Source organism: Elioraea tepida, assembly GCF_019203965.1.
GTDB lineage: Bacteria > Pseudomonadota > Alphaproteobacteria > Acetobacterales > Acetobacteraceae > Elioraea_A > Elioraea_A tepida.
Map to the genome: position 1 here is coordinate 3,333,140 of NZ_CP076448.1, position 21,598 is coordinate 3,354,737.

The window sequence follows — 21,598 nt, forward strand, 5'->3', positions numbered from 1 at the left end:
TGGGGGGAGCGGTCGGTGGTCACGCTGCGCGGTCGGCGGTGAGGCGAGCGGGTCGGCCAGGAGCGGGCGGGACCATGGCGGGCGATTGCGGCGCGGATCGGGCGGGACTGGGGTCCGAGACCGAGCTGTAGGGAGGGGCGGGTCATGGCGCGCCGCGCCGCGTGGCGTTCGGGCGGCATCGAGTCGCGCTACGCTTGGGTCAGGCTCGCTGCCGCGCTCACGCTCTCCACGGTCGGCAGCGTCGGGATGTGGTCGGTCGTGGTGATCCTGCCGGCGGTGCAGGCGGAGTTCGGCACCGACCGCGCGAGCGCCTCGCTGCCCTAGACGCTCGTGATGCTCGGCTTCGTCGGCGGCAGCGTGATGATGGGCCGGCTTGCCGACCGCTTCGGCGTCATCGTGCCGGTGGTGACCGGCAGCCTTTCGCTCGGCGTCGGCTATACAGCGACGGCCGCCGCGCCGACCATGTGGGTGTTCGCACTCGCAAGCGGCGTGTTCATCGGCCTCTTCGGTGCCTCGGCTGTTTTCTCGCCGCTGGTGGCCGACATCTCCCGCTGGTTCGACCGCAATCGCGGCATCGCGGTCGCGCTCTGCGCAAGCGGCAACTATCTCGCCGGAGCGGTCTGGCCGCCGGTCCTGCAGGCGCTGGTCGCGGGCGCAGGGTGGCGGACGGCGCAGCTCGTTGTCGGCGGGGTGTGCGTGGTTGCGATGCTTCCGCTTGCGCTCGTGCTGCGTCAGCCGGTGCCGGCTGAGGTTCCCCGCAAGGCCTCGGCTGCGGCGTCGCGCGAGCGGGCCGAGACGCGCCCGCTCGGCCTTGCGCCGAACACGCTCCAGGGGCTGCTCGTCGTTGCCGCGCTCGGATGTTGCGTTGCGATGTCGATGCCGCAGGTCCACATCGTCGCCTACTGCGTCGATCTCGGCTACGGGCCCGCGCGAGGAGCGGAGATGCTCGCGCTGATGCTCGGCTTCGGCATTGTCAGCCGGCTCGCAAGCGGCGTCATCATGGACAGGATCGGCGGCCTCGCGACGCTGCTTTTCGGCTCGCTGCTTCAGGCGGTCGCGCTCGCGCTCTTCCTGCCGTTCGACGGGCTCACCGCCCTCTACATCGTGTCGGCGATCTTCGGCCTGTTCCAGGATGGACTCGTTCCGGCTTACGCCTTCATCGTGCGGGAATACTTCCCGGCCAGCGAGGCCGGAGACGGGTCGGGATCGCGATCTCGGCCACACTCGCCGGCATGGCGCTCGGGGGCTGGCTGTCGGGTGCGATCTTCGACCTCGCGGGCTCGTATCAAGCGGCCGTGCTCAACGGCCTTGCCTGGAATGCGATGAACGTGGCGATCGTCGCGTGGCTGCTCCGCCGGTCACTCGCCGAGCCACGGCTTGCGTCCGCCTGAGCGACGCTGCGGCCGCATCGCTTTCGGCCTGTGCACCGAAGCCGGCGCGCTCGGGTCCGCTGGTGCGACGAACTCCGTTCGCGCCGTCGCGTCGACGGCGCCTGGCGTCGGCGGGGACGGGAGCGGAGGTGCGGCCGACCGGGGTTTCGCAATGACAGAAGGACGATCCCGTCCGCGAGCGGTTCCGGCCCGAGCGGGCAACGCGAGGCGACAGGGCTTCGCGCTGGGCCGCGCGCAGCATTCGGCGCGGGCAAGCTGTGCCGCACGGGTTGGCTCATGTGAAGGCCTCGGGCGGTCGCGCAGCCAACGACATCGCGGCCAGCCGTGCTTGCGGTTGCCTTGCTCGCGTCGCTACACTTCGTGCCAATAACGACGGAGAGGCTTGGGAGACGTCCTCGTGGGCATGGCGCCAATCCTGGAGGCAACGCGCGTCTCGCTGCGCTTCGGCGGCGTTCGTGCGCTCACGGATGTCTCCTTCGCCGTCCGACCGGGCGAATTGTTTTCGATCATCGGCCCGAACGGAGCGGGCAAGACCTCGATGGTCAATTGCATCTCGGGCCGCTACCGCCCGACGGAAGGCGCGATCCGCTTCGAAGGGCGAGACATCACGGGCCTAAGCCCGAACGCCCGCGCTGCCCTCGGCATCGGCCGCACCTTCTAGAACGTCGCGCTGTTCGGGCACATGAGCGTGCTCGACAACATCCTTGTCGGCCGCCATCACCTGCTTCGCCACGGCTTCCTGACGGGGATGCTCTATTGGGTCGGGGGCGCGCAGCGTGGGGAACTGCGCCACCGGCGCGAGGTCGAAGAGATCATCGACTTCCTCGAAATCCAGCACGTTCGAAAGGCACAGGCGGGAACGCTGAGCTACGGGCTGCGCAAGCGCGTCGAGCTCGCGCGCGCGATCGCGCTGAAGCCGAAACTGATCCTGCTCGACGAGCCGATGGCAGGCATGAATCTCGAGGAGAAGGAGGACATGGCCCGCTTCATCGTCGACCTCAACGAGGAATGGGGGATGACGGTGATCATGATCGAACACGACATGGGGGTGGTAATGGACATCTCCCACCGCGTCATGGTGCTCGACTTCGGCAAGAAGATCGCGGAAGGGCGCCCCGAGGAGGTTCTCGCAAACGAGCATGTGAAGCGCGCCTATCTCGGCGAGGTGGACGAGCTCCTGGTCGACGAGGCCGACCCTGTGACATGACGCGCCCCGCGCCGCGCCTGCCCGATACCCCCCTGTACGATACGCTTCCAAAACTGCTTGCGCTGCAGGCGCGGGAACATGGCTCCGAGACGGCGCTGCGGGAGAAGGACTTCGGCATCTGGCGCACCATCACCTGGGCGGAATACAACGCGCGCACGCGCGCCTTGGCGCTCGGGCTCCGCGCGCTCGGGATCGGGCGAGGCGAGACGGTTGGGCTGATCGGCGACAATCGTCCCGAGTGGGTGATGGGCGACATCGCCGCACACGCGATCGGGGCGATGTCGCTTGGGATCTACCGCGATGCGCTCGACGACGAAGTTGCCTATCTGCTCGCCCATGCCGGCGCCTCGGTGGTGCTTGCCGAGGACGAGGAGCAAGTGGACAAGCTGCTTGCCATCGGTGATCGCGTTCCGGGGCTTCGGCACATCGTGTTCGCCGATTCCCGCGGCATGCGCAAGCATCGCGATCCGCGTCTGATGCCGCTGTCCGATCTTGTCGCGCGCGGCGAGGCCGCGCACGCCGCCGAACCGGGGGTGTATGACGATCTCGTCGCGGCAACGACGGGCGAGGCGGTGGCGATCCTTTGCACCACCTCCGGCACCACCGCCCGCCCTAAGCTTGCGATGCTCACCGCGGGCGCTTTGATCCGCCATTGTGCGACCTATCTCCGCGCCGATCCCAAGGGCCCCGAGGACGAGTATGTTTCGGTCCTGCCGCTGCCGTGGATCATGGAGCAGGTCTACGCGCTCGGTTTCGCCCTTTTGACGCGCATGAAGGTGAACTTCGTCGAGGAGCCGGAGACGATGCTCGCCGACTTTCGCGAGATCGGGCCCACCTTCGTTCTGTTTGCCCCTCGCGTCTGGGAGCAGATCGCGGCCGATGTCCGCGCGCGCGTCATGGATGCCTCCCCGTTCAAGCGGCGGATGTTCGCTCTCGGGATGAGGCTCGGCTTGCGCGCACTCGACGCGGGGAAGAGGTCATGGCTCGCGGACATGCTCCTGTTCCGGGCGTTGCGCGACCGGCTGGGGTCTCCCGCATCACATCGGCCGCGACGGGAGGCGCGGCGCTCGGGCCGGACACGTTCCGCTTCTTCCTCGCGCTTGGGGTTCCCCTGCGGCAGCTCTACGGGCAGACCGAGCTCCTCGGCGCCTATACGCTGCACCGCGAGGGAGAGGTGGACTTCAACACCGTGGGCGTACCCTTCGATGCGACGATCGAGGTGCGCATCGACAAGCCCGATGCCAACGGGGTCGGAGAGATCGTCACGCGCCATCCGAACTGCTTCGCGGGCTATTGGCGCTCCGACAACCCCTCGGGCGAGCTGCAGGACGGCTGGCTGCACACCGGCGATGCCGGCTATTTCGACCAGAAGGGGCATCTTGTGGTGATCGACCGGATCAAGGACATCGCCGCGACCGCGCGCGGGGACCGGTTCAGCCCGCAATTCATCGAAAACAAGCTGAAGTTCAGCCCCTACATCGCCGAGGCGGTGATCCTCGGCGACAGGCGTGACTTCCTCGCGGCGATCATCTGCATCCGGTATGCTGTCGTCTCGAAGTGGGCGGAGCGTCAGCGCATCGCCTTCACCACCTACAGCGATCTCTCGGCGAAGCACGAGGTCGCAGCGCTCCTGCGCACCGAGGTCGAGCGCGTGAACGCCTCGCTCCCTGAGGGGCAGAGGATCCGGAAGTTCCTGCTGCTCTACAAGGAGCTCGACGCCGACGACGACGAGCTCACACGCACGCGCAAAGTGCGTCGCGGCGTTATCGCGCAGAAATATCGCGACATCATCGACGCGATCTACGCCGACAGAACCGCCATTCCGGTCGACACGGTCATCAGGTTCCAGGACGGCAATACGCAGTGCATCCGCACCACGCTCGCGGTCATCGACCTCCTGCCCGGCGCGGCCGCTGCCGCTCTTGCGGAGGCGGCGGCATGAACTGGGAGCTTCTGTTCCAACTCACTCTCAACGGCGTGATCGTCGGCGCCCTCTATGGCGTCGTTGGGATGAGCTTCGTCCTCATCTACAATGCGAGCCAGGTCGTGAATTTCGCCCAAGGAGAGTTCCTGCTGATCGGCGCCTGGGCCTGCTGGTGGCTGCTCACCACCTTCCAGATCCCGTTCGTGTTGGGCTTCCTCGTCACGCTCGTCTTCATGACGGTGTTCGGCATCCTGCTTCAGGTGGTGGTGCTTCGGCCGCTGATCGGCGAGCCGGTGATCAGCGTCATCATGGTCACGATCGGCCTGTCGATCTTCTTCCAGGCGTTGATGAAGTGGATGTTCGGCGTGTTTGCCCAGCCCTTTCCACGCATCTTCGCGGCCGACCGGGTCAACATCGCCGGCCTCGAGGTGCAGACGGTCTATCTGCTATCGCTCGCGATCTCGGTCGTCATCATGGCCGCCTTCGCCTGGTTCTTCACGGTCTCCAAGCACGGGCTCGCGATGCGCGCCACCGCCTTCGACCAGCAGGTGGCGCAGTCGCTCGGGATTTCGGTGCGGCAGGTGTTTGCGATGTCGTGGGCAATCTCGGCGGTGGTCTCGGCGGTCGCGGGCGTCGTCGTCGGGGTGGTGAACGGCGTCTCCTCTGCGCTCTCGTTCTACGGCATCAAGGTGTTTCCGGCCGTGATCCTCGGCGGGCTCGACAGCGTGGTCGGCGCCGTTCTTGGAGGCCTGATCATCGGCTTGCTCGAGAATCTCGCCCACTCCCTCGACAGCGAGGTGCTGCAGTGGGGCAACATGTTCCAGATCGCGCCATTCTACGTGCTGATCGTCATCCTGATGATCAAGCCGTACGGCCTGTTCGGCACGAAGACCATCGAGCGGGTGTAGCGTGATGGCCGGTATCGCGATGACACCCTGCGGCAACTTCCGGGAGAGCTACCGGGCCGATACGACGATCTTCCCGACGAGGCTTTCGCGCGCCTTTGCCGCGGGCTCCATCGCGGCGCTCTGCCTCGTCCCGCTGACCGGCGATCGCTACATCCTCAGCCTGATGATCCAGGCCGGCTATCTCGGCATCGCCGCGCTCGGCCTCAACATCCTCGTCGGGTTCACGGGGCAGATCTCGATCGGCCATGCCGCGTTCTTCGGGGTCGGCGCCTTCTCCTCGGCCTGGCTTGTCGAGCACGGCGTGCCGGTCGCGGTCGCGATCCTGCTCGCCGGGCTGATGACGACGGCGGTCGGCATGGTGTTCGGTCTGCCGGCAGCGCGGCTGAAGGGCCTCTATCTCGCGATCGCCACGCTTGCTGCGCAGTTCATCATCGAGGACTTCTTTGCCCGCGCGCGCTGGTTCACCGGCGGCGTCGCCGGCCGCGTCACCGAGCCCTTCTCGCTGTTCGGCGTCCGCTTCGACAGCAACGAGACCTACTTCTACGTCGTGCTGTTCTACGTCGTGGTGATGTTCCTGTCGGCGTCGAACCTGATGCGGACGCGCGACGGGCGGGCCCTCGTGGCGGTGCGCGACCACTACCTCTCCGCCGAGATGATGGGAATCAATCTCACCTACTACCGCACCCCTTCTTTCGGCCTCTCGTCGTTCTACGCCGGGATCGGCGGGGCGCTCTATGCGCACTACCTCCTGTTCGTCTCGGTCGAGGCCTTCACCATCCTCTTCTCGATTCAGTTTCTTGCGATGATCATCATCGGCGGGCTCGGCTCGGTGATAGGCTCGATGATGAGCGCGGTGTTCATGACGCTCCTGCCCGAGGTGGTGCAGTCTTTCGCCAATATGCTCGCCGGCAGCGTGATGACCGTGCGCTCGGCCTCGGCGCTGCGGTAAGTTACCTCCGCGAGATGACGATCGGGGCGGCGATCGTGCTGTTCCTGATCTTCGAGTCGGACGGGCTCGCGCATCGCTGGAGGCTGATCAAGGCGTATTGGAAGCTGTATCCTTTTTCCCATTCAGGGGAGGGGGAAGGCCGCGGCAGCGCGGAACAACAACGTCCAGGAGGAGAGAGATGCACGCGAGATCCATGCTTCTTTCGGCTGCGGCGGCGGTCATCGTCGCCGGGGCGGCCTCGGCGCAGCAGCGAATTCCGGTTGGGCACCTGATGGACAATTCGGGTCCGACCTCGGATGTCGGCGTGCCGTTCGGCCAGGGGGTCGCCGATTCGCTCGCCTGGGTGAACCGGGTGCGAAACGGTGTGGCCGGCCGCCAGCTCGTCGTCTCCGGCTTCGACTAGGGCTACCAGGCGCCGCGCGCGATCGCGCAGTACCAGGCCTGGGTGCAGCGTGAGCGCGTTGTTGCCATCCAGGGCTGGGGAACGGTGGACACGGAGGCGCTGATCACCTTCGTCACGCGCGATCGGATCCCCTACATCTCCGGCTCCTACTCGGCAGCGTTGACCGACCCGACCGGCCGTGCCTCGCGCGCCGACAAGGCCGCACCGTTCAACTTCTTCTACGGTCCATCCTACTCGGATGCGCTGCGCGCGATGATCATCTGGGCGGCGGAGGACTGGAAGGCGAGGGGCGGGCAGGGGCGGCCCAAATACGTCCACATGGGTGCCAACCATCCCTATCCGAACTCGCCGAAGGCGGCCGGCGAGGCGCTTGCGGCGGAGCTCGGCTTCGAGGTCTTGCCGGCGATCCAGTTCGCGCTGACGCCGGGCGACTACACGGCGCAGTGCCTGACGTTGCGCAACGCCGGCGCCAACTATGCCTATCTCGGCAACACCGCGGGCTCCAACATCTCGGTGCTGCGCGCCTGCCAAACGGCCGGCGTTCAGGTCCAGTTCACCGGCAATGTGTGGGGCATGGACGAAAACGCCATGAAGGCGGCAGGCACGGCCGCCAACGGTGTTGTTTTCCCCCTCCGCACCGCTGTTGTCTGAGGTGGAGAGGCGCCCGGGATGGCAAATGTGCGTGCGATCAGCCAGGGCGGCGCGACGCCGCAAACCGAGTATCGCCCCGTGCACTATCTCGCCGGAATCTGCTCGGCGATGATCATGGTCGAGGCGATGGAGAGCGCGGCGGCCCATGGCGGTGCCATCACCGGCGAGCGGATCCGAGACGGGTTCTATGTGCGGAAGGACTGGGTTCCGGCCGGGTTCGAGGGCGTGTGCAATCCGTCGACCTTCACGCCCGAGGATCATCGCGGCCAGATGCGTGTGTCGCTGTTCCGCGCCGTTGTTTCGGGCGACACGACCCAAGGCTCGGTCGCGGAGCTGATTCGCGCCGGTACGATGAAGCTCGAGCCGGTGACGACCATCACGCTCGAGCGCCGTCAGGACTGGCTCGGCTGGTGAGGGAAGGGCTCGGCAGGGCGGCAGGGAGACCTGCCGCCCAGCCGGCCGCAGGCGGCTGATGGACACCGTCGCCGATCATGCCGCCCCGCGCGCGCCAAGGCTGGTCGATACGCTGCCGGCGCTGCTCGAGGTGAACAACATCGAGGTCGTCGACAACGACGTGATCCTCGTCCTGCGCGGCCTGTCGCTGAAGGTGCCGGAGGGGCACATTGTCGCCCTGCTCGGTGCGAACGGGGCAGGCAAGTCCACCACCCTCAAGGCGATCTCGGGCCTGCTCAAGACCGAAGAGGGCGAGATCACGCGCGGCGATGTGATCTTCGCCGGTGAGCGCATCAACGGCATCGAGCCGGATCGGATCGTCCGCAAAGGAATCTTCCAGGTGATGGAAGGCAGACGGATCGTCGCCGACATGACCTGCGTCGAAAACCTGCGCCTCGGCGCCTTCACCCGAACGGACCGGGACGTGCGCGCCGACATCGAGCGCGTGTTCACCTACTTCCCCCGTCTGCGCGAACGCACCGGGCTTGCGGGGTATCTCTCGGGCGGCGAGCAGCAGATGCTCGCGATCGGACGCGCTCTCATGGCTCGGCCGAAGCTGATCCTGATGGACGAGCCTTCCATGGGGCTCTCGCCTCTGCTCGTGAAGGAGGTGTTCGGCATCATCCGCCGCCTCAACCGCGAGCTCGGCGTCACCATCCTGCTCGTCGAGCAGAACGCACGCATGGCGCTCTCGGTTGCCTCCTACGGCTATGTGATGGAGCAGGGCAGGATCGTGCTCGACGGCACGGCCGAGGCGCTTGCGAACAACGAGGACGTGAAGGAATTCTACCTGGGCGGCCACGGGGCGGAGCGGAAGAGTTTCCGCAACCTCAAGAGCTACAAGCGGCGCAAGCGCTGGCTGTGAGGTGACGCTTCCGGGCGAGGTGGGGGTCGATGTGATGGCGTTCCGCAGGCGGGAGGGCGAGTTTTTCGACGTGCTCGAGACCCGCAGCCCAGAGGCACGCGAGGAGGCTCTGATGGCGGCGCTGTCGGCGCATGTCGCTCAGGCGCGCGCTCAGGCGCCCTACTATGCGCGCGTGCTGCAGCATGTCGATCCTGACGAGGTGAACTCGCGCGCGGCGCTCGCCCGGCTGCCGCTGACGCGGAAGTCAGACCTCATCACGCTCCAGGCAGGCCGCCCGCCCTTCGGGGAACTGATCGCCATTCCCCCCGGCCGGCTCGCGCGGATCTTCGTAAGCCCCGGGCCGATCTACGACCCCGAAGCGCCCGGGCGCGACTTCTTCCGTTTCGGAAGGGCATTGTTCGCCACCGGCCTCCGCGCCGGGCAGATCCTCCACAACACCTTCTCCTACCACTTCACCCCCGCGGGCGCGATGATGGAGAACGGTGCGCGGGCGCTCGGCTGCGCGGTTGTTCCCGCCGGGCCTGGAAATCTCGAGCTGCAGGCGCGCGCGATCGCGCATCTCCGCAGCCATTGCTACGCCGGAACGCCCGAGTTCCTGAAGGCCATTCTCGAGAAGGGGGAGGAGCTCGGCCTCGATCTCAGCTCGCTTCGGCGCGGCCATGTCACGGGGGGCGCCTACACGGCGGCGCTCCGGACCTGGTACGCCGAGCGCGGGCTGACCGTGCTTCAGAGCTACGGCACGGCCGATCTCGGCCTTGTCGCCTATGAGAGCGAGGCGCGCGAGGGCCTGATCCTCGACGAGTTCGTGATCGTCGAGATCGTCCGCCCCGGCACCGGCGAGCCTCTGCCTGAGGGCGAGGTCGGCGAGGTTGTCGTGACGCTTCTCGTCCCGGAATATCCGCTAATCCGTTTCGCCACCGGCGATCTCTCGGCCATCCTGCCGGGCCAGTCGCCCTGCGGCCGGACCAACATGCGAATCCGCGGCTGGCTCGGCCGAGCCGACCAGGCGACGAAGGTTCGGGGCATGTTCGTCCGCCCCGAGCAGATCGCGGAGCTCGCCCGTCGCTTCCCCGGGCTCGGCCGGCTCAGGCTCGTCGTCTCCCGCGAACGGGACCACGACACGATGATGCTCTCCGTCGAGGCACCTTCGCCCGACCCGGCACTTGCAGCACGGCTTGCCGAGGCGCTTCAGGCCGTGACCAAGCTGCGCGGTGATGTCACCCTGGTCCCCCCGGGCACCCTGCCGAATGACGGCCGCGTGATCGAGGACCTGCGGACGGTGGAGTGACGCGATGATCCCGAACCGCCAGCTCGGGCTCGAGTTCGACCACGGCGAGGAGATCGCGATGCTGCGCGAGAGCGTTCGCGCCTTCGCCGCCGACCGGATCGCCCCGATCGCGGCCGAGATCGACCGTACCGACGAGTTTCCTCGCCATCTCTGGCCGGAGATGGGCGCGCTCGGCCTGCACGGCATCACGGTCGAGGAGGAGTACGGCGGGTCGGGCCTTGGCTACCTCGCCCATTGCGTCGCGATGGAGGAGGTGAGCCGCGCCTCCGCCTCCGTCGGCCTCTCCTATGGCGCGCACTCCAATCTCTGCATCAACCAGATCAGGCTCAACGGCACCGAGGAGCAGAAGCGCCGCTACCTGCCGAAGCTAATCTCCGGCGAGCATCTCGGGGCGCTCGCGATGAGCGAGCCGGGTGCCGGGTCCGACGTCGTGTCGATGACGCTGCGCGCCGAGAAGCGGGGCGACCGCTTCGTGCTGAACGGCACCAAGATGTGGATCACCAACGCCCACTACGCGGAGACCCTGGTCGTCTACGCCAAGACCGACCCGGCGGCCGGCAAAGACGGCATTACCGCCTTCATCGTCGAGCGCGGCTTCAAGGGCTTCCGGCCAGCGCAGAAGCTCGACAAGCTCGGGATGCGCGGCAGCCCGACGAGCGAGCTTGTCTTCGAGGATGTCGAGGTGCCAGAGGAGAACGTGCTCGGCCAAGTCAATGGCGGCGTGCGCGTGCTGATGAGCGGGCTTGACTACGAGCGCGCGGTTCTCGCCGCGGGGCCACTGGGCATCATGCAGGCCTGCCTCGACGTCGTGCTCCCCTACGTGCATGAGCGTCGCCAGTTCGGGCAGCCGATCGGCGAGTTCCAGCTCGTGCAGGGGAAGCTCGCCGACATGTACACGAGCCTCTCCGCCTGCCGGTCCTATGTCTATGCCGTGGCGCAGGCGTGCGACCGAGGGCGGGTGACGCGCAAGGATGCCGCCGGCGCGATCCTCTACGCGGCGGAGGCCGCCACACGGATGGCGCTTGATGCGATCCAGCTGCTCGGCGGCAACGGCTACATCAACGATTACCCAACAGGGCGGCTTCTGCGCGATGCCAAGCTCTACGAGATCGGCGCCGGAACGAGCGAGATACGCCGCATGCTGATCGGGCGCGAACTGTTCCGCGAGACGGCGTGAGCCGGATCGTCTCCTCGATCGATACGCGGTCGGAGGCGTTCCGCGCCAATGCCGCCGCCAATGCCGCCGCGCTCGCCGAACTCGAGCGGCATGTCGCTGCCGCGGCGCTCGGCGGGCCGGAGGCAGCGCGGCAGAGGCACCTCTCGCGCGGCAAGCTCCTGCCCCGAGACCGTGTTGAGGCGCTGCTTGATCCGGGCAGCCCCTTTCTCGAGCTCTCCCCGCTCGCCGCCTTCGGCCTCTATGGCGGTGAGGTTCCTGCCGCCGGCATCATCACCGGCATCGGCCGCGTGGCCGGGCGCGAATGCATGATCGTCGCCAATGACGCGACGGTGAAAGGGGGAAGCTACTTCCCGCTGACCGTGAAGAAGCACCTCCGCGCGCAGGAGATCGCGGAAGCGAACCGGCTGCCCTGCATCTATCTCGTCGACAGCGGCGGGGCGAACCTGCCGAACCAGGACGAGATCTTTCCTGATCGGGATCATTTCGGTCGAATCTTCTACAATCAGGCGCGGATGTCGGCGAAGGGCATTCCGCAGATCGCGGTGGTGATGGGCAGCTGCACGGCCGGCGGCGCCTATGTTCCTGCGATGTGCGACGAAAGCATCATCGTCCGCAACCAGGGCACGATCTTCCTCGGCGGCCCGCCGCTCGTGAAGGCGGCGACCGGCGAGGTTGTCTCGGCCGAGGAGCTCGGCGGGGCCGATGTGCACACACGGATCTCCGGCGTGGCCGACCACCTGGCGAACGACGACGCTCACGCTCTCGCGCTTGCGCGGCGAGTCGTCTCCCATCTCGGCCCGCCACGCCGAGCGCCGCTCGAGACACGGACGCCGCGTGATCCCGCCTACGACCCCGCTGAGCTCGCCGGAATCGTGCCGCCGGATACGCGCACGCCCTACGAGGTGCGCGAGGTGATCGCACGGATCGTCGACGGCTCGGAGCTCGACGAGTTCAAGCACCGCTATGGCACGACGATCGTCTGCGGCTTCGCCCATATCTGGGGCCAGCCGGTCGGCATCATCGCGAACAACGGCATCCTCTTCTCCGAGAGCGCGCTGAAGGCGGCGCATTTCATCGAACTGTGCAGCCAGCGCCGCATCCCGCTCGTGTTCCTGCAGAACATCGCGGGCTTCATGGTCGGGCGACGCTATGAGGCGGGCGGCATCGCCAAAGACGGCGCCAAGCTCGTGACCGCGGTCGCCACGACCTCGGTGCCGAAATTCACCGTTCTGATCGGCGGATCCTTCGGGGCGGGAAACTATGGCATGTGCGGCCGCGCCTTCTCGCCGCGGTTCCTCTTCACCTGGCCCAACAGCCGCATCAGCGTGATGGGGGGCGAGCAGGCGGCAAGCGTTCTTGCCACCATCCGGGCCGACGCAATGGCCGCGCGCGGCGAGGTCTGGCCGGAGGAGGAGAGGGAGGCGTTCAAGGCGACGATCCGGGAGAAGTACGAACGCGAGGGCAGCCCCTACTACGCCACCGCGCGGCTGTGGGACGACGGGATCATCCCCCCCGCCAAGACGCGCGACGTGCTCGGCCTTGCCATCTCCGCTGCGCTGAACGCACCGATCGGGCCGAGCCGGTTCGGCCTGTTCCGCATGTGAACGGAATGTTCCGCTCTCTCCTCGTTGCCAATCGTGGCGAGATCGCGGTGCGAATCTTCCGCACTGCGCGGCGCCTCGGCATCTCCTGCCTCGCCGTGCACTCCGAGGCCGACGCCACGTCGCTGCATGTTGCCCTTGCCGATCACGCGCTGTGCATCGGCCCAGCGCCCGCTTCCGAGAGCTATCTCCGGATCGACCGGATCGTCGAGGCCGCGCGGCTTCTCGGGGCCGAGGCGATCCATCCCGGCTACGGCTTCCTCGCCGAGAATCCGCGCCTTCCGGAGGCTTGCGCGGAGGCCGGGGTCGTCTTCGTCGGTCCCTCGGCGGCCGCGATACGGGCGATGGGCGACAAGGCCGCGGCCAAGGCGCTGATGGCGGCGGCGGGTGTGCCGCTCGTGCCCGGCTATCACGGCGAGGACCAGGACGATGCCGTGCTCGCCGCTGAGGCCCTGCGGATCGGCTTTCCCCTCGTGATCAAAGCCTGCGCCGGTGGTGGCGGCCGCGGCATGCGGGTGGTGGAGCGCGCCGAGGCCTTCGCGGACGCGCTCGCCGCTGCACGCCGCGAAGCTGCCGCCGCGTTCGGCGATGATCGGGTCCTGCTCGAGCGCCATCTCGCCCGGCCGCGTCATGTAGAGGTGCAGATTCTCGCGGACACGCACGGCACCGTGCTCGCTCTCTCCTCGCGTGACTGCTCGATCCAGCGCCGGCACCAGAAGATCATCGAGGAGGCACCGGCGCCGTCGCTTCCCGACGCGATCCGGAGCGGGCTTGCCGAGGCAGCCGTCGCGGCGGCGAGGGCGGTCGGCTATGTCAACGCCGGAACGGTCGAGTTCATCGTCGAGGACGAGCGCTTCCATTTCCTCGAGATGAACACGCGGATGCAGGTGGAACATCCGGTGACGGAGGCGATCACCGGCCTCGATCTCGTCGAGTGGCAGCTCCGCATCGCCGCCGGGGAGAAGTTGCCTTTTGCGTCCTCTCCGCCCGTCCGCGGCCATGCCGTGGAGGCGCGCCTCTGCGCCGAGGATCCGCTTGAGGGCTGGCGCCCAGCGACCGGCCAGCTTCTTCATTTTGCCGTTCCCCTCGTCGAGGGGATACGCGTCGATTCCGGCGTGCGCGCAGGCGATGCCGTGACACCGTTCTACGACCCGATGCTCGCCAAGATCATCGCCCATGGCGAAACGCGAGCGGAAGCCATCGCCCGCCTGCGCGCTGCGCTCGATCACACAATCGTCGAAGGTGTGGCAACCAATCTCGACGCACTTCGCGCCATCCTCGCCCACCCGGGCTTCACCGAAGGCGTTCCGACAACGGGCTTCCTCGCCCAACATGAAGGGGCGCTCCTGTCGCCACCGCCGCCTGCTCCAACCGAGGCGATCCTCGCCGCCGCCGCTGCCGTTCTTGAGGCGCAACGTCGTCTCGCGTGGCCGGAAGGCTCCGGCCATCGCGGGCCGTGGGACCGCCTCGAGGGATGGCGCCTGTTCGGCTCCGCCCGCCGGACGCTTCGCCTGCGCGAGGGCAGTCGCACGATCCCCCTCGCCATCGCTCAGAGCGGACATGTGTGGGAGATCACCCTCGAGGGCGACACGCATCGCGTCGAGGCCTACGAGGCGGAGGGGGAGGGCGACCTGCGGGTGCGGGTCGGCGACAGGCAGTTCCGCACGCGGTCTTTGGTGTTGCCTGGTTCTGTCGCTGTCTCGCTTCCTGGCGCGGGCCGGTGGCGCTTCGCGATCGTGGACGCGCTCTCGCCTCCGGAAGGTGACGCCGCCGGCGACGATCGCGTCGCCTCGCCGATCCCTGGCCGTGTGGCGGCGGTCCTCTGCTCCGTAGGCGACGTGGTCTCGCGGGGCCAGACGCTGGTCGTGATCGAAGCGATGAAGACCGAGCTCAGGATCAACGCGCCCGTCGAGGGCAGGGTCGTGCGGATCGATGTCGCACCGGGCGACCACGTAGAGGAGGGGGCCGAGCTCGTGCAGCTCGCCCCCTCCGGCGAGGCCGCTACAGGAGCCGTCCGAGAATGATTTTCTGCACGTCCGAGGTTCCCTCGTAGATCTGGCAGGCGCGCACGTCGCGCCAGATACGCTCGACCGGATAGTCGGCGAGGTAGCCATAGCCGCCGAGCGTCTGGATCGCGGCCGAGCACACCGCCTCCGCCATCTCCGAAGCGAAGAGCTTCGCCATGCAGGCCGCCTCGAGCGCCGGCGCGACCGCGTCCTTGAGGCGGCAGGCGTGGTGGGTGAGCTGCCGCGCCGCCTCGAGACGCGTCTTCGCCTCGACGAGGCGGAACTGCACCGCCTGATGCTCGATGATGGGCACGCCGAAGGCGCGACGTTCCTTCGCGTAGGCGATCGCGTAGTCGAGCGCGGCGCGCGCCATCCCGACGCTCTGCGCGGCGATCCCGATCCGGCCCGACTCAAGGGTGGAGAGTGCGATCCGGTAGCCTTCGCCAGGCGCGCCGATCATCTGCTCGTCCGGCACCATCATGCTCTCGAAATGCAACGCGCAGGTGTCGGAGGCATGCTGGCCGAGCTTCTCCTCAGTCCGGGCGACGATGAAGCCGGGCGTGTCGGTGGGGACGATGAAACATGAGATGCCCTTCTTGCCGGCGGAAGGGTCGGTGACCGCGAACAGCACGCACACCTTGGCGATCCGGCCGTTCGAGATGAACTGCTTGGCGCCGTCGATCACCCAGTGCCCGTCGCGACGCACTGCCCTTGTGCGGAGCGCCGAGGCATCCGACCCCGCCTGCGGTTCGGTCAGCGCAAAGCAGGAGACGGCCGCTCCGGAGGCCATCGGGCGGAGCCAGCGCTGCCGCTGCGCCTCAGTGCCGAAACGTTCCAGGATCAGGCAGGTCGGGCTGTTGTGAACCGAGACGAGCGTGGCGACGGAACCGTCGCCGGCGGCGATCTCCTCGAGTGCCATCGCGTAGGTCAGCATGTCGAGACCTGCCCCGCCCCATTCGGGCGACACCGTCGCGCCCAGGAACCCAAGCGCGCCGAGCTCGGCGATGATCTCGGGCTCGATCTCTCCCCTCTTCGCGCGCGCCGCCGCACCGGGCGCAAGCTTCTCGGCGGCGAAGGCGCGGGCGGTCTCGACCACGAGCGCGCGGGTGTTGGCGACGTCCGGCGGCGTACGGTCAAGCATGCGTCGTCTCGCTCTCGGGGGTTCTCGCGTGTTGCTCCGGCTGGCGATGGTCAGCGAGGCGTTTGCACAGCGCAAGCCGCACCGGCTCGGCCCTGGCGTGGCTCTCCTGCTTCACCGGGCCGAATCCGCGCACCGAGAATGGGTGTCGGGCAAGAGCGACGGCGGCTGCATGCGTCGCCTCGGAGAGCGCCCCAATCGCCGCCGCGATGTCCTCCTCGTAGTGCCGGATCATCGCGCGCTCGAGCTTCCGGTCCTGCTGGTGAGCGAACGGATCAAGCCAGGTGCCTCGGAGCTTCCGCCCGTGCGCGAGCAGGCGGAAGAGCGGTAGCATGAGCCACCCGGGAAGGGCGACCTTCCGCCGCCGTCCGGTCGCGGGGTCGCGCCCGAGCCAGGGAAGAGGCGGCGAGAGGTGGAAGGTGAGCGGCGCCCCGCCCGCCGCTGCCCTGACCTCGGCGAGGAAGGCAGGGTCGGTGTGCAGGCGGGCGACCTCGTACTCGTCCTTGACCGCGAGCACGTGGAAATAGCCTTCGGCGACCGCGCGCGCGAACTCGCCCGCCCTGCCGAGAACAGCCTCCTCGGCTTTGGCCGCGCGTGCGACGAGGGCACGGTAGCGGGCGGCGAGACCCTCGTCCTGGTAGCGACTGAGCTCAGCCGCGCGGTGCTCGACCAGAGCGTCCAGCGTGTCATGGCGCAGCGGATGGCCAAGGACGCGCTCGGCGAGCGTGGCGTCAGCGGCGAGCGCCCGGCCCCAGAGGAAGGCGCGGCGGTTGACCTCGACCGCCGTGCCGTTGAGCGAGATCGCCTCGAGCAGAGCCTGTTCGCCGACTGGAACGAGGCCGCTCTGCCACGCGCCCCCCAGAAGGATCGTGTTCATCGCGAGCACGTCCCCGAACAGCGCCTCGGCGACGCGCGAGGCTTCGAGCCACAGCGTTGTGCCGCCAGGGACCGCGGCGGCAAGCGCGGCACGGTGCGCTTCCAAATCGAGCGCGACATCGGGGTCGCGCACGAACGTGGCGACGGCCGCAAGCGCGGCATTGCCGACGATGGCGGCGGACGGGGAGACGCGCGAGAGGACGTCGCTTGCCGCCGCAACCGCGAGGTCCCCCGCCATCAGAAGGTCGCCACGCCCCGCCGGAACGCGCGGGACGTCAAGCATCGCCTCCTCCGGCGCGATCTGGACATGCGCGACCACCGCGCCGTTCTTCTGCGCGAGCCCGGTGAAGTCGAGCGTGCGTACGGCGCGGCCCTCGAGATGGGCAGCCATCGCGACGATCGCGCCGGTGGTAACGATGCCGCTGCCGCCGACGCCCGCGAACAGTGCCCGCCACGGGCGGACGAGCGGAGGTCGCGACGGCGGTGTGAGCCGCGCCGGCAGCAAGGCCTCGAGCTCGGCAAGATGGGGGGCCGGAACGTGACGCCGCGGCCCGGCGATGGTGACGAAGGACGGGCAGAAGCCCTTGAGGCAGGAGAGGTCGGTGTTGCAGGAGGACGGCGCCACACGGCGCTTGCGGCCATACTCGGTGTCGATCGGCTCGATCGCGACACAGTTGGACTGGGCGGTGCAGTCGCCGCAGTTCTCGCAGACGCGCGGGTTGATGAGCACCGTCGTTTCGGCGGCAGGCAGCGTGCCGCGCTTGCGCTTGCGCCGCTTCTCGGTGGCGCAGACTTGGTCGTAGATGATGGCCGACACGCCCTCGAAGCTGCGGAAGGACCGCTGCACCTCATCAAGCGCCTCGCGCGTGTGACGCTCGGTCCCCGGGGGAAGGGAGCGGGCGGGAGGCAGGCGCGAGGCGTCGTCGGCGACCACGGCGATGCGCCCCACCCCTTCCGCCGCAAGCTGGTGCGCGATCTGCGTGACCGTCGGGCCACCGTCCACCGGCTGGCCGCCGGTCATCGCGACCGCGCTGTTGTAGAGGATCTTGTAGGTGACGCGCGCCCGTGCAGCGACGGCCTGGCGGATCGCGAGCAGGCCGGAGTGCTGATAGGTACCGTCGCCCATGTTGACGAACATGTGCTCGAGCTCGGTGAACGGGGCCAGGCCGGCCCAGGTCGCGCCCTCGGCTCCCATCTGCGTCACCGTGCGCGCGCGGCCCACTTCGCCGAGCGCAAGCGTGTGGCAGCCGATGCCGCCCATCGCGATCGACCCCTCGGGCACCACGGTCGAGGTATTGTGCGGGCAGCCGGCGCAGAAGAACGGCGCACGCTTGAGCGCCGCGCTTGCGGGGCGCGGCGGACGTTCCGGTATCGAGACGGAGACGCCGAGCAAGGCGAGCGTGCGGGCGAGCGCCTCGGCGACCATGCCCGGGTCGAGCTCCCCCGCCTCAGGCAGAAGCGGCGCGCCGTCGAGCCCGACCTTGCCGGCGATGCTCGGGCGGTCCGACGCAGCGAGACCGTAGAGCGCTTCGCGCACCTGGCGCTCGACGATGCCGCGCTTCTCCTCGGCGATGATCAGCGCCCATTTGCCGGAGGCGAAGCGGCGCAGGCCTTCGATCTCCAGCGGCCAGGACATCGCGACCTTGTAAAGAGCGAGTCCTGCGGCGGCCGCGCGCTCGGGCGGGAGGCCGAGATCGTTGAGGGCGCGCAGAACGTCGAGATGCGCCTTGCCGGCGGTGACGAGGCCGATCCTGGCATCGGGGCGCCCGAACACGACGCGGTCGAGACGGTTCGCGCGCGCCCAGGCACGCGCCGCCGGAAGCCTTTCCTCGAGCACGCGACGCTCGAGCTCCGCCCGCTGTGCCGGCCAGCGCAGCGTCGGGTCGAAGTTCAAGCCGTGCGGGGGAAGGGGGTGGTCGTCCGGTGTGCGGAACGAGACGCGGTCGGGCAGCACCATCGTCGCCGCGCCTTCGACCGTCTCGGCGATCGTCTTGAGCGCGACCCAGAGGCCGGAGCAGCGGCTCATCGCGAAAGCTGCGAGACCGAGCGGGATGATCTCGTCGACGGAGGCGGGCTGCAGCACGGGGATCATCACCGCCTCGAACACGAGATCGGTCTGGTGCGGCAGCACCGAGGACTGCGCCGCATGGTCATCGCCCGCGACGGCGACGACACCGCCATGGCGTGCGGTGCCGAAGGTGTTGGCGTGGCGGAGCGCGTCGGCCGAGCGATCCACACCAGGGCCCTTGCCGTACCACAGCCCGAACACGCCCTGATGCCGCGGGCGGGGGAAGGCGGCCGCCTGCTGCGTGCCCCAGACCATGGTGGCCGCGAGGTCCTCGTTCAGGCCGGGCTCGAAACGGATCCGGTGGGCGTCGAGAAGCCTGCGGCGCCGCCAGAGCTCCTGGTCGAGCCCGCCGAGCGGCGAGCCGCGGTAGCCGGAGACGAACCCGGCCGTGTCGAGCCCTGCCGCACGGTCGAGCCGCGCCTGCTCGAGAAGAAGGCGGACGATCGCCTGGGTGCCGGTCAACAGCACGGGTGCCTCGAGATCGACGAAGCGGCTCTCGAGGGTGATCGTCGGTCTTCCAGACAGCGCGTCCATCCCGAGGACGACCTCCCGACAAAAGCGTTCCCGGCGACCGAGTCTGGGATCGCGTCTAGGGCAATGATCCTAACCCAGTCCGGCCATCCATGTGGCATCGATGTGAGAGCCGATCGCGCAGGATAAAGACCGGGGCGAAGCTTTCGGCGACACGCCGTTGCGCAACGCCGGGCTGGACCGCGCTGCAAGCCATGCCATCATCACGCCGACGCAGCGGCACGGGAGGGGCGGATGGCGACGCTGGCGGCGAACTGGACCCTTGCTGACGCGCTCGCCGAGGAGGCGCGCGCCTTCGCCGCTGCCAACCCGGCCTCGCGCGCGCGTGCGCTCGCCGCCGCGTCGGTGATGCCCGGCGGCAACACCCGGACGGTGCTTCACTACACGCCGTTCCCGCTCGCCTTCGCCAAGGGGGTGGGGGCGACGCTCACCGACCTCGACGGGCACGTCTATCGCGACTATCTCGGCGAATATTCCGCCGGACTCTACGGCCACTCGCCCGGCCCGATTCTCGCGGCGGCAAAGGCGGCGATCGAGGACGGAATCGCGCTCGGCGGCCCGAACATGTACGAGGCGAGGCTCGCCGCGGCGATCGCGGAACGGTTCCCCTCCGTCGAACGAATCCGCTTCACCAACAGCGGCACGGAAGCGAACCTGATGGCGCTCGTTACCGCCCGGGCGGCGACGGGTCGGCAGAAGATCCTCGCCTTCGCCGGCGGCTATCACGGCGGCGTTCTCGTCTTCAAGCCGGGGGTCGTGACGAACGTTCCGTTCGACGTCACGCTCGCCCGCTATAATGACATCGCCTCCGTCGAGGCGGCGCTCGCGCCCGACCCGACGGCGTTCGCCGCCGTGATCGTCGAGCCGGTGATGGGGGCGGCCGGGTCGCTTCCGGCCGACCCGGAGTTCATCCGCTTCTTGCGCGAGATCACCGCCCGTTGGGGGATCGTGTTCATCCTCGACGAGGTGATGACGAGCCGCCTCGGCCCCTCGGGCATGCAGGGCCGCCTCGGCGTCAGGCCCGACCTCACGACCTTCGGCAAGTATCTCGGCGGCGGGTTCAGCTTCGGGGCTTTCGGCGGGGCGGAGCACCTGATGGGTCGCTACGACCCGTATCGTCCCGACGCGCTCGCCCACGCCGGCACGTTCAACAACAACGTCACCTCGATGGCCGCCGGGCTTGCGGGCCTGACGCAGCTGTTCACGCCGGAGGCTGCGGAGCGGCTCACGGCGCGTGGCGAGGCTCTGAAGGCGAGGGTCAACGCCGCCGCCGAGGCAGAGGGCGCACCGCTTCGGATGACCGGCTTCGGCTCGATGCTCGGGCTTCACCCGACCGACTCGCCGATCACACGCCCGGAGGACGTGCCGGAAGCGCAATCAGCCCGCGCCCTGATCCACCTCGCCCTGATCGCGCGCGGCATCTACATCGCCCGGCGCGGCTATGTCTCGCTATCGCTGCCGCAGGACGAGGCGGACGATGCCGCCTTCGCCGACGCTGTGGCGGACGTGATCGCCCAGCATGGCCGCGTGCTTCGGGAGGCGGCGTGATGGAGGCGCTCTCAGGCGAGGGGATGGCGGTGATCGTCCAGCCGCACGAGGCGCGCAGCTTCTGGCAGCCGGTGCCGGCGAACGGCTTCGTCGAGTGCTATCTCGACCCCTCGAACGTCACCTCCGACACGCCCTTCGCGATGGGCCGGCAGACGGTCGCGCCCGGCTGTCACGTGCGCGAGCACGTGCATGACCGGCACGAGGAGATCATCCATTTCATCGCCGGCGAGGCGACGATCCTGCTCGACGGTGTGGAGCACCCGGCCGTTCCCGGAACGACCGTTTTCTTGGGCAAGGGGCGACGGCACGCCTTCATCAACCGCGGCACCGAACCCTTCACCTTCGTGTGGGTCCTGATGCCGTCGGGGCTCGAGCGGTTCTTCGAGGCGATCGGCCGCCCGCGCACGCCCGGCGAGCCGGCGCCTGAGCCGTTCCCCCGCCCAGCGGATGTTGCCGAGATCGAGCGCCGGACCGTGTTCAGCTGGGCCGACCAGTCGGGCAAGGCGCTCGGTGAAAGTGGTGCCCGGTGAGGGATTTGAACCCCCGGCCTTCGGTTTACAAAACCGCTGCACTGCCGCTGTGCTAACCGGGCGACCCACTCTTCTCTAGGATTT

17 protein-coding genes, 1 tRNA gene and 3 pseudogenes are annotated in these 21,598 nt (G+C 68.5%); 18 read left to right on the top strand and 3 right to left on the bottom strand.

Going from position 1 to position 21,598, the window contains the following annotated elements:
* The first annotated feature begins 144 nt into the window (after window positions 1–144).
* From KO353_RS16600 to KO353_RS16100, 16 genes and pseudogenes are all read left to right on the top strand, one after another.
* Window positions 145–324 carry a hypothetical protein gene (locus KO353_RS16600; protein WP_235691935.1) on the top strand — a complete coding sequence of 60 codons (180 nt, stop codon included), beginning with the start codon at window positions 145–147 and terminating at the stop codon, window positions 322–324.
* Between the two features lie 9 nt (window positions 325–333).
* Window positions 334–1,326: an MFS transporter gene (locus KO353_RS16050; protein WP_235691936.1), complete on the top strand. Its 993-nt coding sequence runs from the start codon at window positions 334–336 to the stop codon at window positions 1,324–1,326.
* 468 nt (window positions 1,327–1,794) lie between these two features.
* A pseudogene (locus tag KO353_RS16055) lies at window positions 1,795–2,328 on the top strand (ABC transporter ATP-binding protein); the annotation flags it as partial.
* A gap of 138 nt (window positions 2,329–2,466) precedes the next feature.
* Window positions 2,467–2,598 (top strand): ABC transporter ATP-binding protein C-terminal domain-containing protein, encoded by a 132-nt coding sequence (locus tag KO353_RS17165; protein WP_456236936.1) that lies wholly within the window; start codon window positions 2,467–2,469, stop codon window positions 2,596–2,598.
* Window positions 2,595–3,431: pseudogene (locus tag KO353_RS17170) on the top strand (AMP-binding protein); the annotation flags it as partial. The gene KO353_RS17165 and the pseudogene KO353_RS17170, both read left to right, overlap by 4 nt.
* Window positions 3,432–3,577: 146 nt before the next feature.
* Window positions 3,578–4,540, top strand: coding sequence for an AMP-binding protein (locus KO353_RS17175; RefSeq protein WP_456236918.1), 963 nt, complete (start codon window positions 3,578–3,580; stop codon window positions 4,538–4,540).
* Window positions 4,537–5,430 carry a branched-chain amino acid ABC transporter permease gene (locus tag KO353_RS16065; RefSeq protein WP_218285760.1) on the top strand — a complete coding sequence of 298 codons (894 nt, stop codon included), beginning with the start codon at window positions 4,537–4,539 and terminating at the stop codon, window positions 5,428–5,430. Before KO353_RS17175 ends, KO353_RS16065 begins: the two co-directional genes overlap by 4 nt.
* A 4-nt stretch (window positions 5,431–5,434) precedes the next feature.
* Window positions 5,435–6,379 (top strand): branched-chain amino acid ABC transporter permease, encoded by a 945-nt coding sequence (locus tag KO353_RS16070; protein WP_235691937.1) that lies wholly within the window; start codon window positions 5,435–5,437, stop codon window positions 6,377–6,379.
* Window positions 6,380–6,557: 178 nt separating this feature from the next.
* Window positions 6,558–6,782, top strand: a complete 225-nt coding sequence (locus tag KO353_RS16605) for a hypothetical protein (RefSeq protein ID WP_235691938.1) — start codon at window positions 6,558–6,560, stop codon at window positions 6,780–6,782.
* A gap of 12 nt (window positions 6,783–6,794) precedes the next feature.
* Window positions 6,795–7,433, top strand: a pseudogene (locus KO353_RS16610) (ABC transporter substrate-binding protein); the annotation flags it as partial.
* Window positions 7,434–7,451: 18 nt separating this feature from the next.
* The gene (locus KO353_RS16615) at window positions 7,452–7,847 is read left to right on the top strand and encodes a type 1 periplasmic-binding domain-containing protein (protein WP_235691940.1); all 396 of its coding nucleotides are present in this window, start codon (window positions 7,452–7,454) and stop codon (window positions 7,845–7,847) included.
* A 58-nt stretch (window positions 7,848–7,905) separates the two neighbouring features.
* A complete protein-coding gene (locus tag KO353_RS16080) occupies window positions 7,906–8,751 on the top strand; it encodes an ABC transporter ATP-binding protein (RefSeq protein WP_407928201.1) in 846 nt (281 codons plus the stop codon).
* A gap of 1 nt (window position 8,752) precedes the next feature.
* Complete coding sequence (locus tag KO353_RS16085; RefSeq protein ID WP_456236919.1) at window positions 8,753–10,039, top strand: phenylacetate--CoA ligase family protein; 1,287 nt, start codon at window positions 8,753–8,755, stop codon at window positions 10,037–10,039.
* 4 nt (window positions 10,040–10,043) lie between these two features.
* A complete protein-coding gene (locus tag KO353_RS16090; protein ID WP_218285761.1) occupies window positions 10,044–11,216 on the top strand; it encodes an isovaleryl-CoA dehydrogenase in 1,173 nt (390 codons plus the stop codon).
* Window positions 11,213–12,820: a carboxyl transferase domain-containing protein gene (locus KO353_RS16095; protein WP_218285762.1), complete on the top strand. Its 1,608-nt coding sequence runs from the start codon at window positions 11,213–11,215 to the stop codon at window positions 12,818–12,820. Before KO353_RS16090 ends, KO353_RS16095 begins: the two co-directional genes overlap by 4 nt.
* A 5-nt stretch (window positions 12,821–12,825) precedes the next feature.
* On the top strand, window positions 12,826–14,841 hold the full coding sequence (locus tag KO353_RS16100) for an ATP-binding protein (protein ID WP_328774482.1): 2,016 nt from the start codon (window positions 12,826–12,828) through the stop codon (window positions 14,839–14,841).
* Here KO353_RS16100 and KO353_RS16105 read toward each other — a convergent pair.
* Window positions 14,819–15,964: an acyl-CoA dehydrogenase family protein gene (locus KO353_RS16105; protein WP_235691941.1), complete on the bottom strand. Its 1,146-nt coding sequence runs from the start codon at window positions 15,962–15,964 to the stop codon at window positions 14,819–14,821. The two genes, KO353_RS16100 and KO353_RS16105, sit on opposite strands and share 23 nt — an antisense overlap.
* Window positions 15,957–19,439, bottom strand: a complete 3,483-nt coding sequence (locus KO353_RS16110; protein WP_218285764.1) for an indolepyruvate ferredoxin oxidoreductase family protein — start codon at window positions 19,437–19,439, stop codon at window positions 15,957–15,959. Before KO353_RS16110 ends, KO353_RS16105 begins: the two co-directional genes overlap by 8 nt.
* A 231-nt stretch (window positions 19,440–19,670) precedes the next feature.
* On the opposite strand from KO353_RS16110, the gene KO353_RS16115 reads away from it, so the two are divergent.
* Window positions 19,671–20,984, top strand: a complete 1,314-nt coding sequence (locus KO353_RS16115) for an aspartate aminotransferase family protein (RefSeq protein WP_218285765.1) — start codon at window positions 19,671–19,673, stop codon at window positions 20,982–20,984.
* Window positions 20,984–21,514 carry a cupin domain-containing protein gene (locus KO353_RS16120; protein ID WP_235691942.1) on the top strand — a complete coding sequence of 177 codons (531 nt, stop codon included), beginning with the start codon at window positions 20,984–20,986 and terminating at the stop codon, window positions 21,512–21,514. Before KO353_RS16115 ends, KO353_RS16120 begins: the two co-directional genes overlap by 1 nt.
* Here KO353_RS16120 and KO353_RS16125 read toward each other — a convergent pair.
* Window positions 21,502–21,576 (bottom strand) — tRNA-Thr (locus KO353_RS16125). The two genes, KO353_RS16120 and KO353_RS16125, sit on opposite strands and share 13 nt — an antisense overlap.
* Window positions 21,577–21,598: the final 22 nt, after the last annotated feature.

Excerpts from the sequence above, each read along its gene's own strand:
- KO353_RS16600 (WP_235691935.1), top strand. The coding sequence starts at position 145 with ATGGCGCGCCGCGCCGCGTGGCGTTCGGGCGGCATCGAGTCGCGCTAC.
- KO353_RS16050 (WP_235691936.1), top strand. The coding sequence starts at position 334 with ATGCTCGGCTTCGTCGGCGGCAGCGTGATGATGGGCCGGCTTGCCGAC.
- KO353_RS17165 (WP_456236936.1), top strand. The coding sequence starts at position 2,467 with ATGGTGCTCGACTTCGGCAAGAAGATCGCGGAAGGGCGCCCCGAGGAG.
- KO353_RS17175 (WP_456236918.1), top strand. The coding sequence starts at position 3,578 with ATGGCTCGCGGACATGCTCCTGTTCCGGGCGTTGCGCGACCGGCTGGG.
- KO353_RS16065 (WP_218285760.1), top strand. The coding sequence starts at position 4,537 with ATGAACTGGGAGCTTCTGTTCCAACTCACTCTCAACGGCGTGATCGTC.
- KO353_RS16070 (WP_235691937.1), top strand. The coding sequence starts at position 5,435 with ATGGCCGGTATCGCGATGACACCCTGCGGCAACTTCCGGGAGAGCTAC.
- KO353_RS16605 (WP_235691938.1), top strand. The coding sequence starts at position 6,558 with ATGCACGCGAGATCCATGCTTCTTTCGGCTGCGGCGGCGGTCATCGTC.
- KO353_RS16615 (WP_235691940.1), top strand. The coding sequence starts at position 7,452 with ATGGCAAATGTGCGTGCGATCAGCCAGGGCGGCGCGACGCCGCAAACC.
- KO353_RS16080 (WP_407928201.1), top strand. The coding sequence starts at position 7,906 with ATGGACACCGTCGCCGATCATGCCGCCCCGCGCGCGCCAAGGCTGGTC.
- KO353_RS16090 (WP_218285761.1), top strand. The coding sequence starts at position 10,044 with ATGATCCCGAACCGCCAGCTCGGGCTCGAGTTCGACCACGGCGAGGAG.
- KO353_RS16100 (WP_328774482.1), top strand. The coding sequence starts at position 12,826 with ATGTTCCGCTCTCTCCTCGTTGCCAATCGTGGCGAGATCGCGGTGCGA.
- KO353_RS16105 (WP_235691941.1), bottom strand. The coding sequence starts at position 15,964 with ATGCTTGACCGTACGCCGCCGGACGTCGCCAACACCCGCGCGCTCGTG.
- KO353_RS16110 (WP_218285764.1), bottom strand. The coding sequence starts at position 19,439 with ATGGACGCGCTGTCTGGAAGACCGACGATCACCCTCGAGAGCCGCTTC.
- KO353_RS16115 (WP_218285765.1), top strand. The coding sequence starts at position 19,671 with ATGGCGACGCTGGCGGCGAACTGGACCCTTGCTGACGCGCTCGCCGAG.
- KO353_RS16120 (WP_235691942.1), top strand. The coding sequence starts at position 20,984 with ATGGAGGCGCTCTCAGGCGAGGGGATGGCGGTGATCGTCCAGCCGCAC.